5 protein-coding genes are annotated in these 15,721 nt (G+C 66.0%); 4 read left to right on the top strand and 1 reads right to left on the bottom strand.

Going from position 1 to position 15,721, the window contains the following annotated elements; genetic code table 11:
- Nucleotides 1-2 precede the first annotated feature (2 nt).
- The 3 genes from NVB75_RS02615 to NVB75_RS02625 are packed head-to-tail and all read left to right on the top strand — an operon-like array spanning nt 3 to nt 14,454.
- Complete coding sequence (locus NVB75_RS02615) at nt 3-9,032, top strand: non-ribosomal peptide synthetase (protein WP_258345824.1); 9,030 nt, start codon at nt 3-5, stop codon at nt 9,030-9,032.
- Nucleotides 9,029-12,811 carry an amino acid adenylation domain-containing protein gene (locus NVB75_RS02620; protein WP_258345825.1) on the top strand — a complete coding sequence of 1,261 codons (3,783 nt, stop codon included), beginning with the start codon at nt 9,029-9,031 and terminating at the stop codon, nt 12,809-12,811. Before NVB75_RS02615 ends, NVB75_RS02620 begins: the two co-directional genes overlap by 4 nt.
- A complete protein-coding gene (locus NVB75_RS02625; protein WP_258345826.1) occupies nt 12,811-14,454 on the top strand; it encodes a cyclic peptide export ABC transporter in 1,644 nt (547 codons plus the stop codon). Before NVB75_RS02620 ends, NVB75_RS02625 begins: the two co-directional genes overlap by 1 nt.
- Nucleotides 14,455-14,468: 14 nt before the next feature.
- On the opposite strand, the gene fhuF is transcribed toward NVB75_RS02625, so the two are convergent.
- A complete protein-coding gene (gene fhuF / locus NVB75_RS02630) occupies nt 14,469-15,194 on the bottom strand; it encodes a siderophore-iron reductase FhuF (RefSeq protein WP_258345827.1) in 726 nt (241 codons plus the stop codon).
- A gap of 287 nt (nt 15,195-15,481) precedes the next feature.
- On the opposite strand from fhuF, the gene NVB75_RS02635 reads away from it, so the two are divergent.
- Complete coding sequence (locus NVB75_RS02635; RefSeq protein WP_258345828.1) at nt 15,482-15,697, top strand: MbtH family NRPS accessory protein; 216 nt, start codon at nt 15,482-15,484, stop codon at nt 15,695-15,697.
- The last annotated feature ends 24 nt before the right edge of the window (nt 15,698-15,721 follow it).

The following is a 15,721-nucleotide window of genomic DNA, read 5'->3' on the forward strand; positions in this document are numbered from 1 at the left end:
AGATGAATGCGACCAACCAACAGGCCTTTGTCGAGATCGCCCAGCGCCTGGCCTCACTGCCGGCGGACAAGAAGCAACTGTTCCGTCAGCGCCTGGCCGAGAAGGGCATCGATAGCTGGCGCCTGCCCATCGTCCCGGCCGCTGGCAGGGTGGGTGCAGCGGTGCCGCTGGCCCATGCGCAACTGCGTTTTCTCTCGGCCGAGGCCCTGAGCAGCCGTGCGCTGTACAACCTCTGCTCGGTGCTGCACTTCGATGGCCGTCTGGATCTGGCGTGCCTGCAGCAGGCCATGCAGCAACTGGTGGAGCGGCACACGATCCTGCGCACTCGCTACGTGGCCGATGCCCGAGGCCACTTGCAGGCGCACTGCGAGCCCTGGACGGCGGGCCTGCCGGCGGTCGAGCCGTTACCCCGCGAGGCGCTTGCCGACCCACAGCAATGGTGCGCCGACGAGTACGCCCGACAACTGGCGGAGCCCTTCGACCTGAGCCGCGACGTGCCCTGGCGCTGGCGCGTGTTCAGCGATGCCGAGCAGGGCAGCACCTGGCTGTTCTTCACCATCCACCACGTCGCCTACGACGCGTGGTCGGCCCAGCAACTGACCCGCGAGCTGGCCGAGGGCTACCGTGCCTCGAGCCTGGGCGCGCCAGCCCAATTGCCGCCGCTCGACATCCAGTACGCCGACTATGCCGCCTGGGAGCACGAGTGGCTGACCAGCGACGCCTGCCGCCAGCAACTCGATTACTGGTGCAGCCAGTTGGCCGATGCGCCCGGTGCGCTGGCCTTGCCCTGCGATCACCCGCGTCCGCCCGCGAACCAGCGCCGCCATAGCGGCGCGGTACGGGTGCGCGAACTGCCAGCTGACTTGTCGGCGCAGGTGGATGGGGCCATCCGCGAGCAGGGCGTGACCCTGTATATCTTTGGCCTGACCGCCTTTGCCTGCCTGCTGGCGCGCTACAGCGGCGAGCGTGACCTGTGCCTGGGTACTTCGGTGGCGCAACGCGATCGCCCCGAGCTGGCGCCGCTGATCGGGCCGCTGCTCAACACCCTGGTGATTCGCCAGCGCCTGGAGGACGACCCGGACTTTCGCAGCGCCCTGCTGCGCACCCGCGACAGCGTGGCGGCAGCGTTCGACCAGCAGACCCTGCCGTATGAAAAGATCCTCGAAGCCCTCGACCGGCCGCGTTCCAGCCCGTTGTTCCAGGCCATGTTCGTGCAGGTCGAATTACCGGAAAGCCGCACCCTGAGCCTTCCGGGGGTAAGCGTCGACGTGCTCGACCCGCCGCAGCGCCATGCCCGTTTCGATCTCACCCTGCGTCTGCTGCGTTGCGCCGACCAGCGCCTGCGCTGCGAGCTGGAATACAGCGACGAGCTGTTCGAGGCGGCCACCATTGAGCAACTGCTCGACGATCTGCAGGCCATCCTGCAGGAGGCATCAGTCAATCCCGGGCAGCGGTTGTCGGCACTGCGCCTCGCCTCGCCGGGCAGCGAACTGCATGGCCCCGCGCTGGGCGCCAGCCCTGAGCCGCTGGATCGACAGGTGCAGCAGTGGGCCGCGAGCACGCCGCAAGCACCCGCCCTGTGCGATACGCGGCAGTCGCTGGCCTACGGCGATCTGGCCAATGCCGTACAGGCACTGGCGCTGCGCCTGGCCGAGCAGAGCGTCGGCCCCGGCCAGGTAGTCGCCCTGTGCATGCCGCGCAGCGCCGAGCAGGTGCTGGCAATGTTGGCCTGCTGGCAACGTGGTGCGACCTGCCTGTTCCTCGACCCGGCGCAGCCCGTGAAGCGCTTGCAGCAACTGCTTGAAAGCAGTGCGGCGAGCCTGCTGCTGACCCTGGCCGAGGCGCCAGCGCTGAACGGCGCGGTCGCGCGTCTGCAACTGAGCGCCGCCGATCTCGCTGCGCCCGCACCGTGTCAGCCTGTGCCCAGCCTTAGCCAGCCTGAGCAGGCCGCGTACCTGATCTACACCTCGGGCTCCACCGGCCAGCCCAAAGGCGTGCTGGTCAGCCATGCCAACCTGGCGCATTACGCCTCCGCCGTCAGCCAACGCCTGCAGGCCAGCGCCAGCAGCCGTTGGGCGACCCTGGCCACGGTCGCCGCCGACCTCGGCCTGACCTGCGTCTTCGCCGCCTTGCACTCAGGTGATCCGCTGATCCTGCCGGAGGCCGCGCTGGCCTTCGATCCACCAGGTTGGGCCGATTTCCTGGCCCAGCATCCCGTGGACTGCCTGAAGATCGCCCCCTCGCATTTGCGTGGCCTGCTGGCGCTGGACGATGCCCGGCGGGTACTGCCGCGGCAGTTGCTGATCCTGGGCGGTGAAGGCTTCGATGCGGCGCTGTTCGCCCGCATCCGCGAACTGGCGCCGGAGCTGCGCGTGTTCAACCACTACGGCCCGTCGGAAACCACCGTCGGTGTGGTCTGTGGCGAGGTGACGGAGGCCGGGCAGGGCGCTTACCTGCCGCTGGGCCAGCCATTGGCCGGTGCCGAGCTGCGGATCGTTGATGCGGCGGGCCAGCCCGTGCCGCGCGGCGTGGCGGGCGAGTTGCTGATCGGTGGCCCCCAGGTCGCGCTGGGCTACCTTGGCCAGCCGCAAGTCACTGCCGCCGCCTTCATCGATGACGCAGGGCGGCGTTTCTACCGCAGCGGTGATCGGGTACGCCTGGATCACCATGGGCGTCTGGCGTTCCTTGGACGCCAGGACGATCAGGTGAAGATTCGCGGTTTCCGCGTCGAGCCCGGTGAGGTCAGTACCTGGCTGAGCCGGCAAGCGCGGGTACGCGAAGCCGCTGTGCTGGCACGCGAGATTCAGGGGCGCATGCAACTGGTGGCCTATCTCGCGCCGCGCCTGACCCCGGACGAACTGAGCGCCATCCAGGCGCAGGCCCGGGCGCAACTGCCCGAACCGCTGCAGCCGGCGTACTGGTCGAGCCTGGACGCCTTGCCGCTGACCACCAATGGCAAGCTGGATCGCCGCGCCTTGCCCGAGCCTGAAACTAACGTAGCGGTGGATGAGGGCGGGCAGGCGCCCCAGGGCGTCAGCGAGCAATTGCTGGCCCGGCTGTGGTGCCAGGTGCTCGGCTGCGCCGCGGTCACTCGCCAGGACGATTTCTTCGCCCTCGGCGGCGATTCGATTCTCAGCTTGCAACTGATCGGCCTCGCCGCGCGCGAAGGGCTCCGGCTGCAGCCGCGCGACGTGCTGGAACAGCCGACGCTGGCGGCCATGGCAGCAAGTGCCGACTGCCGCGCGCAGCCGCGTCTGGCCAGTATTCTGGCGGCCTTCCGCGAACTGCTGGGCCAGCCGCAACTGGGGCTGGACGATGACTTTTTCGCCGCTGGTGGCGATTCGATTCTCAGCCTGCAACTGATCGCCCGGCTGCGCCAGGCCGACCTGCGCATGATGCCGCGCCAGTTGCTGGAAAACCCCAGGCCGCGGCAACTGGCGGCCGCTCTGGAGCCGGCGCCTGCCATCCGCAGCGAGCCGGCAGAGGCGTCGCCAGCGTTGGCCAGTGCCGTGGCGCGGCTATCCCATGCCCAGGAGCGGCTGTGGTTCATGCAGCAGCTCGAACCCGACACCACTGCCTACAACGTCACGCAACTGCTGGTCTTGCAGGGTGCATTGCACGTGCCACGCTTGCGCAGCGCCTGTCTGAGCCTGATCGAACGTCATGAAGCCCTGCGTTGCCGTTTCTTCGAGGACAACGGGCAGGTGCGTCAGCGCCTGGTGGAGGCGCCCGAGGCCAGCTTCGCCCTGCACGATTTGCGCGCATCGCCGGCAGGTGCACGTGAGGCAGCGATTGCCCTGGCCGCGCAGCGGGTCTTCGACCTGGCCCAGGGGCCGCTGGTGGCCATTGACTTGTTCCAGTTCGCTGAAGACGACTATCGCCTGCTGTTCAACGCCCACCATATCGCCGTGGACGGCTGGTCCATGGGACTGCTGGTGCAGGATCTGGCTGCCCTCTATGAGGGCCGTCAGCCCGCGCCCAGAACGGGCCTTTTGCAAGTGATCGAAGCGCAGCGCCAGGCGCTGGAAGGGGAGGCCGGCCAGGTACTGCTCGATTACTGGCAGCAGCGCCTGCAGGGCTTGAGTGACGAGCCGCTGGCCCTCAGTGAAAGCCCGCGCCCGGCAGTGCGGGCGTATGCCGGCGCGCGCGAGCAGTTCCCGTTGCCAGGCGAGCTGACCTCGGCAATCGCGGCCCGTGCCAAGCAGCTTGGGCTGACCCCCTTCGTGCTGTATTTCGCCGCGCAGCAACTGCTGCTCTGGAAACACGCCGGGCGCCGCGATTTCGCCATCGGCCTGCCGGTGTCCGGGCGTGAGGCGGCGGACAGCCAGGCGCTGGTCGGTCTGTTCGTCAACACCCTGGCGTATCGCGTGCAGCTTGATGCGCTGGAAAGCCTGGAGCGTTTTCTGCAGCGCCTTGGCCAGCGCCTGGCGGATGACCGGCTCCATGAGCAATTGCCGTTCGAGCGCCTGCTCGACGTGCTCGAGGTCGAGCGCAGCCTCGACCGCACGCCATTGTTCCAGGCCATGTTCAACTACCAGGTGGACCACCTCGGCGAGCGCAATCTGCAACTGCCGGGCGTCACGGTAGCGCCCCTGGCATTGCCGCAGGGGGCAATCAGCGCCAAGTTCGACCTGACCTTCAACCTGTTCAGCCAGGGCCGCGGCGATGAGGCCAGCAGCCAATTGATAGTCGAGTACGCCACCGCGCTGTTCGACCCGGCCCGCATTCAGTGCCTGGTGGACGATTACCTGGGCGTGCTGTCCAGCTTGGCGCATCTCGATCTGCAGCAGCCGCTGCTGGCGCTGCCACTGCCGTCGGTACAACGCCTGCACAGCGCGGGCGAAGCTGCCGAGCTGGACATCGAGGCGGATTTCGTGACCCGCTTCGAGGTTCAGGCCGCCTTGCATCCCGAGCGCACCGCGGTGTTCTGCCGCGACCGACAACTGAGCTACGGGCAGTTGCAGGCACAGGCCAACCAGCTTGCGCATTGGTTGTTGGCGCAAGGTGTGACGGCGGAATCCACGATCGCCTTCTGCCTGCCGCGCGACGAGCGCCTGCTGGTCTGCCTGCTGGGCATCCAGAAGGCCGGGGCGCAGTACCTGCCGCTCGATCCGAGCCATCCGCCTGCGCGGCAGGCGGCCATCGTGCAGCGGGCACGGCCGCATCTGCTGTTGTGCGATCGTCAGGATGAGCATTCCCCGGCCACGTTGCGCTGCCAGCTCTGGCGGGACCTGGCGTTACACGCGCAGCCGGCCGATGCACCGGCGCTGCCGAGGCACCTGCAGCAACTGGCCTACACGCTCTACACCTCCGGCTCCACCGGGCAGCCCAAGGGCGTGCAGATCAGCCGGGGCAACTTTGCCAACTTCCTGCTGGCGATGGAGCGCGCCTTGCCGCTGGAGGGCGTGCAGCGCTACCTGGCGCTGACCACCGTGACGTTCGATATCAGCGGCCTGGAACTGTGCCTGCCGTTGGTGCGCGGCGGTAGCGTGGTGCTCGCCGATGACGAGCAGCGCCAGGACCCGCTGCTGCTGGCGCAGTTGATACGTCAGCGGGCGGTGGAACTGATCCAGGCCACCCCGGCGACCTGGGCGATGCTGCTGCAGGGGGATCGCCAGGTGCTGGCCGGGCAGGTTGCCCTGACCGGCGGCGAGGCCCTGGCGGCGGAAATGGCCAACGAGCTGCAGCAGCTCGTCGGCTGCCTGATTAACGTCTACGGGCCGACCGAAACCAGCGTCTGGTCGACCCAGACGTTGGTGGAGGAGCTGCATCAGCCGGTGGTGCCAATTGGCCGTCCGCTGCTCAACACGCGCTGCCATGTGCTCGACGAGTTCCTCTGTGAGGTTCCGCCAGGCCGTGCCGGCGAGCTGTATATCGCAGGCCTTGGACTGGCCCGTGGTTATGCCGGGCAGCCGGCGCTGAGCGCCGAGCGTTTCATCGCCGACCCGTTCGGCGGCGCTGGCGGGCGCCTGTACCGCACCGGCGATGTGGCCCGCTGGCAGGCCGATGGGCAGTTGTATTACCTGGGCCGCAGCGACGATCAGATCAAGCTGCGCGGCTTCCGTATCGAGCTGGGCGAGATCGAGGCGGCGCTGCTCGGTCACCCGGGGGTCGCCCAGGCAGTGGTGGCGGTGCAGGGTGAGCACCTGGTCGCGTTCTGGGTTGCCAGTCTGTCTGGCGAGCCGAGCGCAGACGAGCTGCGTGAACATCTGCAGGCACGTCTGCCGGTGTATATGCTGCCAACTCATCTGCAAGCGCTGCCGGGATTGCCGCTCAACAGCAATGGCAAGGTGGATCGCCAGCAATTGCCGCAGTTGCGCAACCAGCAGCAGGCGGCAGCAGGCAGCGCGCAGCGGCCGATGAGCGCCAGCGAGACCCTGCTGAGCGAGATCTGGGGCCAGGTGCTGCAGCTCGAGCAGGTGCCGCTCGATGGGCATTTCTTCCAACTCGGCGGACACTCGCTGATGGCCGCGCAGGTGCGTTCGCGGCTGCGCGAGCAGGGCTTCGAGGTGCCGCTGCGCTGGCTGTTCGAGACGCCTTCGCTGACGGAGCTGGCGGCGCGCCTGGAAACCCAGGCCACCGCCATAGACCCGGCTGGATTGAACATCGCGCGGGTCGATCAGCACATCGACCAGCCGCTGTCACCTGCGCAGCAACGGGTCTGGCTGATGCAGCAACTGCAGCCGAGCGACAGCAGCTTCAACATGAGCAGCAACGTGTGCCTTCGGGGTGCCCTTGATACCCAGGCGTTGCAGCGGGCCTTGCAGCGTGTGGTAAGGCGCCATGCGATCCTGCGCACCACCTACCATCAGCAGCAGGGCGAGGCGCGCCAGCGCATCCAGGCGGATTTTGCGTTGACGCTGCAACTGGCGACCGTGAGCCAGGCGCAGTGGGCGCAGGCTGAACATGAGATGGCCGCGCGCCCGTTCGATCTGAGCGTTGAGGCACCGCTGCGCGCGGTGCTGTATCGCCTGGGCGAGCAGGAACATGTGCTGCAACTGGTGCTGCACCATATCGCCTCCGACGGCTGGTCCGGCTCGGTGCTGATCGGTGAGCTGGTCGAAGGCTACGAGGCCTACAGCCAGGGCCGGCTGCCCGTGGAGCGCGAACTGGCGATCCAGTACGTCGACTATGCCGCCTGGCAGGTTTCAGCGGCGCTGCGCGCCCGTCAGCGCCAGGGCCAGCAGTTCTGGCAACGTACCCTGTCCGGCATACCGAGCCAGGTGCCGTTGCCGTTCGACTTCCCACGCGGCGAGCGCGATAACAGTGGTGGTGCGGCCTTGGACTTCCAGTTGCCAGCGGCAACGCTGGCACGCCTGGAGGCCTTACAGCGTGAGAGCGGCTTATCGCTGTTCATGTTGCTGCTGACTGTCTATGCCGCCGTGCTGCAGCGCGAAACCCAGGGCCGCGACCTGGTCATCGGCACCGACGTGGCCAACCGCGAACACCCGGCGACCGAGGCGCTAATCGGCTTCTTCGTCAACCTGCTGGCGTTGCGCATTCGCCTGCAACCGGAGCTCAGCTTCCGTGAGCAGGCGGCATTGGTGCGCGATATCTGCCTGGATGCCTTCGCCTGGCAGGACACACCGTTCGACCAGGTGGTGGAATGTCTCGACCTGCCGCGTGTGGCCAACCAGCATCCGTTGCTGCAGACCCTTTTCGTGCTGGACAACACGCCGCGTCAGCCGCGCCGCCTCGGCAACCTCGAGGTCACGCCTCTGAGCCGTGAACAACAACACTCCAAGTTCGACATGGCGCTGTTCGCCACTGCCGACGGCGATGTCCTCAGCCTGCGCTGGGTGTACCGCACCAGCCTGTTCCGCCCACCCACCATCGAACGTTTGCGCGACAGCTTCCTGGCGCTGCTCGATGCTGCGCTGGGTGCGCCGGACAGCCCCATCGATGCCTTACCTTTGCCTTCCAAGGGGGCCGCTGCCATGTCCACCACCACGGACAACCCGCTGCAACGCAAGATGAGCAAGCTCGGCAAGCTGCGCCAGAATGGCCCGGCTGCCGCGGTTACACCGATCGAAACCCGGCCGTTGCGTGCCGGCTCCAGCTTCCCCCTGCTGGTGCAACTGCGCGAGCGCGAGCTGGCCCCCGCCGTGTGGGCCGAGAGCAATCGCGAGCAGGTGGAAAGCTGGCTGCGCGAGCACGGCGGGATTATCTTCCGTGGTTTCGATCTGCCGACCCCGGCGGACTTCGAGCAGTTCTGCCAGGCGTTGTGCCCGGAGCTGTACGGCCAGTACGGCGATCTGCCGAAGAAAGAGGGCGGCAACAAGATCTACAAGTCCACACCCTATCCGAAGGACCGCATGATCATGTTCCACAACGAGAGCGCTCATCAACATCGCTGGCCGCGCCGGCAGTGGTTCTATTGCGAGACGCCGGCCACCAGCGGCGGGGCCACGCCCATCGTCGACAGCCGTGAGGTATACCGCGAGCTGCCGGCCTGGCTGCAGGTCAAGCTGCGTTGCAAGCAACTGATGTACGTGCGCAATTTCAGCGCCAGCCTGGATGTCAGCTGGCAGCACTTCTTCCAGACTGAGGAGCATGCCGAGGCCGAACGCATCTGCCATGAGGGCGGGATCGAGTTCGAGTGGCGCGGTGCCAACGAATTGCACACGCGCCAGGTGTGTCCGGCGGTGATCCTCCACCCGCTGACTGGCGATGCCAGCTTCTTCAACCAGATCCAGCTCTACCATCCGGCGTTTCTCGATGCCGATATCCGTGAGCAGTTACTCAAGGGGCGCGACAGCGTCATGCCCCGGCAGGTGTTCTACGGTGATGGCAGCGAACTGGAAGAGGCCGCCATCGAGGCGATCAATGCCGCTTACGAGCGTTGTGCGGTGCGCTTCGACTGGCAGCGCGGCGACGTGGTGATGCTCGACAACATGCTCGCCGCCCATGCCCGCGACCCCTTCGAGGGCGATCGGCGCATCGTCGTCGCCATGGGCGATATCTATCGCCGCGATCAGGTCGCGGCCGCACCGGCGACGGCTGAGGAAAACGCTCTGGAGATGACACCATGATGGATCTTGGCCTGCCTCTTTCCCCGGCCCAGAAGCAATTGGCCGAGGCCAACCCGCAGGCGTACCGCTGGGTGCGCATGACGCTCCCCGGTGTTGCGCCAGAGCGGGTCGAACAGCGTCTGCGTGACGCCTTGGGCCAACACGATGCGCTCCGCCTGCGCTATCAGCGCCCGCTCGGCGCCACTGGCCTGCGCCAGCGCGTGGTCGAGCCGGGCGAGTTGCGCCTGGACTGGCACCAGGCGGGTGCCGGCACCGATGAGGCGGCGTGGCAGCGCGACGCCCAGGCCCAGTGCCTGGCGCAGCAGCCCGACCTGCTGGCCTGGTGGCGCGACGAGCAGCTATGGCTGGCGCTGCCGGCCTGCTCGCTGGATCTGCACAGCCTCGAGCAACTGCGCCGTGAGCTGCTGGGGCAGGGCGCGGTACTGGAGGCCGAGCCGATGCAGTACAGCGATTACGCCGAGTGGATCGCCGGCCTGCAACTGGACGAGGACGCCGAGCAGGGCGCGCAGTTCTGGCGCAACCTGGCCCTGCAGGAGGTGCCGGGGCTGCGCCTGATCGAGCGCTATGGCATGGCCATCGGTGCCCGTGGCTGCGTGCAGCAGGCGCTGGAACCTGCACTGTGCAGTGCCGTGCAGGCACTTGCCGGGAGCGAGGCTTTGGCCATCGAACCTCTCGCCCTGGCAGCCTGGGGCGCCTTGCTCGGCCGCCTGAACGGTCAGCGCCATGCGCAGTTGGGCCTGCAGCACGACCCGCGTGACGACTATGAGGAGCTGCAGGGCGCCTACGGGCTGTTCGAGCAAACGCTGCCCATGCAGGTGCATTTGTCCGAACACGCCAGTTGGGTCAGTCTGGCCCGGCAACTGGCCCGGCAACTGGAAAACGCCGTGCTCTGGCAGGAGTACCTCGGCCAGGCCGAGCTGCTGCCGGAGTGGCGTGCCAGCTATCAGGCCGGGCTTCGCGTGCAACATCTGGCCGAGGTACAGGCGCTGCAGGCCTTGTCCTTCGACACACCGGTGGAACTGCAACTGCACTGGCTGCTGGATGAATCCGGCCAGGGCCAGTTGGCGCTGGTGTACGACACCGGGTTGTATCGCCGTGAGCAGATGCAGCTCTTACTACGCCGTTATGTGCACTGGATCGGCCAACTGTTGCAGGCGCCGCAAGCGCCGCTGGACGGCCTGGATACCTTGCTGGCGGAGGAGGGGCAGCCCACAGCGACTGCCGAGGAACTGCCAGCGGACGTCGATATCGTCGAGCGATTCCGTGCCCACGCGCGCCACCAGCCGCACAGCCCGGCGCTGCGCGATGGTCGGCAGCTGTTGTCCTATGCCGAGGTGGATGAACTGAGCGAACGGGTGGCCGGCAGTTTGCAGCAGGCCGGCGTTGGCCCTGACCAGGTGGTGGCGCTGCTGCTGCCGCGTGGCGCGCAGATGCTGGTCGCCATGCTGGCCTGCTTCAAGGCCGGCGCTGCCTATCTGCCGCTGGACCCGGCGCTGCCACCGCTGCGTCTGGCCAGCATTCTCGAGGATGCCAAACCTGCTGTTCTGCTGCATCTGGATGAGTCGAGCCTTGTCTGCGCGGTGCCCAGCCTGGCCTGGTCGAAGGCCAGCAGCGCTGCACCACTCGCTGCGGCTGTGGCCAGCGCGCCGCAGCACCTGGCCTATGTGCTTTACACCTCGGGCACCAGCGGCAAGCCCAAGGGGGTGCAGATAGAGCAGGGGCAGCTACGCCACTACGCGAGCCAGATCACTCACGCGCTGGATTTGCCGGCAGGTGGTCAGTACGGGCTGGTGTCGTCGCTGCTCGCCGACCTGGGCAATACCGTGCTGTACCCGGCCTGGCTGCAGGGGGGCTGCGTGCACCTGCTGAGCCAGGCCAGCGTCACCGATGCGCAGGCCTTCGCCGAGGAGCTGCGCGATCATCCGCTGGATGTGCTGAAGATCGTTCCATCGCACCTCGAAGCCTTGATCGGCGAGCATCCGCTGGAGGGTGTGCTGCCGCGTCAGGTGCTGGTGCTTGGCGGCGAAGCGGTGGGTGAGAGCCTGCTGGCGCGGCTGGCAGCGGCAGGGTCTGGTTGCCGCCTGTACAACCACTACGGACCGAGCGAAACCACGGTTGGCGTGCTCTGGCGGGCCATCGACAGCGAGCAGGGGGCGAGCGGCACGGCCCTTGACCAAGTGCTCGGCAACAACCGCATCTATCTGCTCGACGAACAACAGCGCCCCGTGCCTTGCGGGCAGGCCGGCGAGTTGTGCGTGGCCGGGGCCAGTGTCGGCCGTGGCTACCTGGGGGATGTCGGCAGTTCGGCATTCGGCCAAGACCCGCGGTCCGGCGCACGCCTGTATCGCACCGGTGATCTGGCGTTGCGCCAGGCCGATGGCGCCTTGCGCATTCTCGGGCGCAATGATCAGCAGGTGAAGATTCGCGGTTTTCGTCTGGAACTGGCGGAGGTAGAACAGGCGTTGCGCAACCTGCCGGGTGTGGAGCAGGCGGCGGTGTTGCTTGATGGTGAGCGCTTGTTGGCCTTCGTTGTGGAGGAGCCAGGGCAGAGCCGGGCCGCGGACGTGATGCGCGACGATTTGGCCCAACAACTGCCGGACTACATGCTGCCCGCCGGCATCTTCGCCCTAAAAGCCCTGCCGCTGAACAGCAATGGCAAACTCGATCGGCAGGCGCTGCTGGAGCGTGCCCGGCAGCGCCTGCAAGGTGCGCGGGTGGCCCCGGTCGGCGAACTGGAAAGTGCCGTGCTGGAAATCTGGTGCCGCGTGCTGGGTGTCGAGGATCTCGGCGTGACCGACAACTTCTTCGCCACGGGCGGGCATTCCCTCGCGGCGATCAAAGTGGTGGCACTGATTCGCGAACAATTGGGGCTCAACCCGCCAACTAATCTGCTGTTCGAGCGTCAGACCGTGCGCGAACTGGTGCAGAGCCTCGATCAGGGCGCGAATAGCGAGGGCTGGCAGGTGCTGAACGACGTGGCCGGTGGGGCGCCGGCCTTGCTTCTGGTACATGGCGCGGAGGGTCACCTGAAAGACTACCGACCGTTGGTGGCGCAACTTGGCGAACAGCAGGCCGTTTATGGTTTGGCGGCATTTGGCGAAGGTTGGGAAAGCAAGGATCTGGGCAGGCTGCTGCAGCGCTATGTGCAGAGCATTCCTGAGTCGCTCAAGCAGCGGCCGCTGGTGGTACTGGGCTGGTGCCTGGCTTCGCGCCTGGCGCTGCTGTTGATTGCGCACCTACAGTCAGCCGGTTTTACCATCAAGGCCTTGGCGGCGGTGGATCATGATCCGCAGCGCAGCCTCGCTGGCGACGGCGACGAGGGTGGCCAGTTGCTCGCCGACTTGGTGTACCTGTGTCGCAGCCGTTCACGGCCGCTTGGCGATACGTTGCGCGAGCGTCTGGCCCGGCAACTGGTAGATTGCGATTATGCCGAGGGAGTGACCCGCATGCTGGCCGATGCCGAGGTGCGTGAGCATCTGCAATCCCACGGCGCTGATGCCGAGTTGCAGGCTGTGATGGTGCGCTACCGGGCGATCAAGACGCGCCTTTACGAACAGGCCTTACCGGTGGTCGACGTGCCCATCTGGTTGTGGCGCAGCAATGCCCACGGTGATCTGCGCACCTCCTGGCAGGCGCACACGCGCAAGGCGCTGCATGATTGGAGCCTGGATGTCGGCCATCATGCGATCGTTGCCGAGCCGCGTCTGAGTGCGGATCTGATGTCCTTGCTAGCGCCAAGCATTGCGCCGCAGCACCCAGCCGAGAAGGTGTCGAACTGATGATGTTATTGAAGGAACTGCTGCATGATGCGCGCTGGCGCATTTTCCTGGCGGTGCTGTGCAGTGCCTTGAGTGCGGCCAGCAGCATCGGCCTGATCGGCTATATCAACCGCAGCCTGGAGCAGGGGCTGGATGACCTGAGCCAGGCGCTGGCGCTGTTCGCCGGCCTGCTGTTGCTGCTGTTCGTCAGCGGCACCCTGGCCCAGTGGCTGCTGGTGCAGATTGGCCATCGCCTGGTCTATCAGTTGCGCCTGCGCTTGGTGGGCAAGGTGTTGGGCACCGCTCTGGAGCGCATCGAGCGACTGGGCAGCCCGCGCATCTACAACGCGCTGACCAAGGATGTGACCACCGTGGCCACGGCCTTCAAGCAATTGCCGATCTCGCTGTACAACGGCTTGCTGCTGCTGGCTGGCCTGGCTTACATGGCTTGGCTGAGCCTGCCCTTCTTCGCCCTGACCCTGGCGGTGATCGCCTTCGGCGTGCTGATAGACGTGCTGCTCGGGCGCAAGGTCAAGCGCCTGATGCAGCAGGTGCGGCAGCAGGACGACCGGTTGACCGAGCAGTTCGAGGCGACCATTAACGGTCGCTGCGAACTGGCCTTGAGCCGGGAGCGTCGGCAGATGCTGTACAACCAGCGCCTGGAGCCGATCGCGCAGGCCTCGCTGCAGGCCTCGGTACGCGCCGATACCCTGTGGGCGATCAACCTGAACTGGACGTCGCTGCTGGTGTTCGTGTTGATCGGTACGCTGTTCTTCCTCGGTCAGGGCCTCGGGCTGCTGAGCCAGCAGGTGGTGATGGGTTACGTGTTGGCGATCATGTTCCTGCGTACGCCCATCTCGATGATCCTCGATGCCGTCCCGGCGGTGATCCGCGGCCATGTGGCCTTGCAGGCCATCGATGACCTGGCCCTGGGCGAGACGGTGCACTTCACCTTGCCGCCCAAGGCCGCCGAGCCTTTCCGTGAGTTGCGCCTGAGCAACGTGCAATACCACTACCCCGGGCAGAGCGACGAATTCGCCTTCCAGCTGGGGCCCATCGATCTGCACGTTCGCCGTGGCGAACTGATCTTTATCGTCGGCGGCAATGGCAGCGGCAAGTCGACCCTGGCCAAATTGCTGACCGGGCTCTACCAGCCAGGCGAGGGGACGGTCGCGCTCAATGGCGTGACGCTGGACGTCTCGAACAGCGAGTGGCACCGCGAGCATTTCGCGGCAATCTTCGCCGACTTCTATCTGTTCGCCGATGTGCTCGGTGAGAACGGCCAGCTCGATGGGCTGGAGGAGCGGGTCGATCACTATCTGCAACGCTTGGGGCTGGCGCACAAGGTGCAGTTCGTTGATGGACGCCTGTCTACCACAGCCCTTTCACAGGGGCAGCGCAAGCGCCTGGCCCTGCTGTTGCTGATGACGGAGGGACGCGAGGTGTTGCTGCTCGACGAATGGGCGGCGGACCAGGACCCGGTGTTCCGCCACGTGTTCTACCACGAGCTGCTGCCCGAGTTGCAGGCGGCCGGAAAAACGGTCATCGCCATCACTCACGATGACCGCTACTTCGACGTGGCCGATCGCATCTACCGGCTTGATTACGGCCAGTTGGTGGACTATGACCACACCAGCGAGAAGCCTTTCCAGTTGGTCAGGTAGCCGCTTGGAGCGGCTTATTCGGGTATTTTGTCGCGGTCGAGTGGGCAACTGCTGCAATAGCCGATGCCGGGCAGGCGGTAGCGAATGCAGCAGATACGGCGTAACCGCTGCGGTTCGTTAGCGCCGACGTCCTTGTAGTACACCGGGGCGAACAGCGGATTGCGCCGGCCATCGGGGCGCAGGCGGCTCTCCAGCACGGTTCTGGCCGGGGCTGCGCAATCGAACGTTGCCAATCGATGCAGTTCGATTTGGGTAGTGGCGAATTCGAAGAGGTTGCCGGCGTTGCTCCAGAACAGTCGTGGCGAGGCTTTCGAGACGCTGGCCATTACCTCGATCACCGGTTGCAGATGCCGCTCGATCAAGGCGTCGAAGCGCGCGAAGGGCGCGCTGGGTGGCAGAACGCTGCCTTCATGGGGCAGGTGCAGGCCAAGCGGCTTTCCCGCTGCCGAGAGGGTGACACCGACATCGCTCAGGGCGATAGGCAAATCGCGCTGCAAGAGCAAGCTGGCCGCCACGGCGGGTGCTATGAAGCAGAAATACCATTTCGACCAGATAGAGGTCAGCGCTATGAAATCGTCGCTGCCGTGGCGGGCTGCCAGTTCACGAATGAACTCGGCGAAATAGTCCGGCTGAAACAGTTGCGAGCCGGCAATTGCCTGCTGTTGATCACTGGCCAGTTGCAGGTTTTCCCCATAGTCCGCCAACGGGCCGCTGAACAGCGGGGCGAGGCTGGCGATCATCCTCGGGGCCCAGTGTCACCGTCAGGCGGCATTGCGCAATACTTGGTCAGGGAGGCTGTGGGTCGAGGCATAGTCAGTCGCTTGCTGTTGAGACTCGTTATCACTGGTGGCGATCAGTATAAACAAACCGGGGGCCTGCAGGCGAACCCTGTCTGTGACAGCAGGGCGTGTAAACGCATCACGCCAATACCTAATGATAATTATTATTAACTGTATTATCCTACGGCCGCTCGCACGCGAAGCTTACCCTACGAGCACTCGCACCTTCAGTGGAAACGGAGTGGAACATGAGTCTGGACAGTCCTGACACGCGATTTTTGGTTGTAGTCAACTTCGAGGAACAGTATTCGATCTGGCCGGATTACAAGGAGATACCGCAAGGCTGGCGCGCGGCCGGCAACCAGGGCAGCAAGCAGGAGTGCCTGGCCTATATCGAGTCGGTCTGGACTGACATGCGGCCTTTGAGCTTGCGGCAAGCCATGCAGGGACAAGGGCAGGGCTGATCGCCCACAATCGAGTGGTTAGTC

The organism is Pseudomonas sp. CBS (assembly GCF_024734645.1).
In the GTDB taxonomy this organism is placed as follows: Bacteria; Pseudomonadota; Gammaproteobacteria; order Pseudomonadales; family Pseudomonadaceae; genus Aquipseudomonas.

What these genes read in the sequence shown, in the direction of transcription:
- NVB75_RS02615 (WP_258345824.1), top strand. Translation starts at nt 3, where the DNA reads ATGAATGCGACCAACCAACAGGCCTTTGTCGAGATCGCCCAGCGCCTG.
- NVB75_RS02620 (WP_258345825.1), top strand. Translation starts at nt 9,029, where the DNA reads ATGATGGATCTTGGCCTGCCTCTTTCCCCGGCCCAGAAGCAATTGGCC.
- NVB75_RS02625 (WP_258345826.1), top strand. Translation starts at nt 12,811, where the DNA reads ATGATGTTATTGAAGGAACTGCTGCATGATGCGCGCTGGCGCATTTTC.
- fhuF (WP_258345827.1), bottom strand. Translation starts at nt 15,194, where the DNA reads ATGATCGCCAGCCTCGCCCCGCTGTTCAGCGGCCCGTTGGCGGACTAT.
- NVB75_RS02635 (WP_258345828.1), top strand. Translation starts at nt 15,482, where the DNA reads ATGAGTCTGGACAGTCCTGACACGCGATTTTTGGTTGTAGTCAACTTC.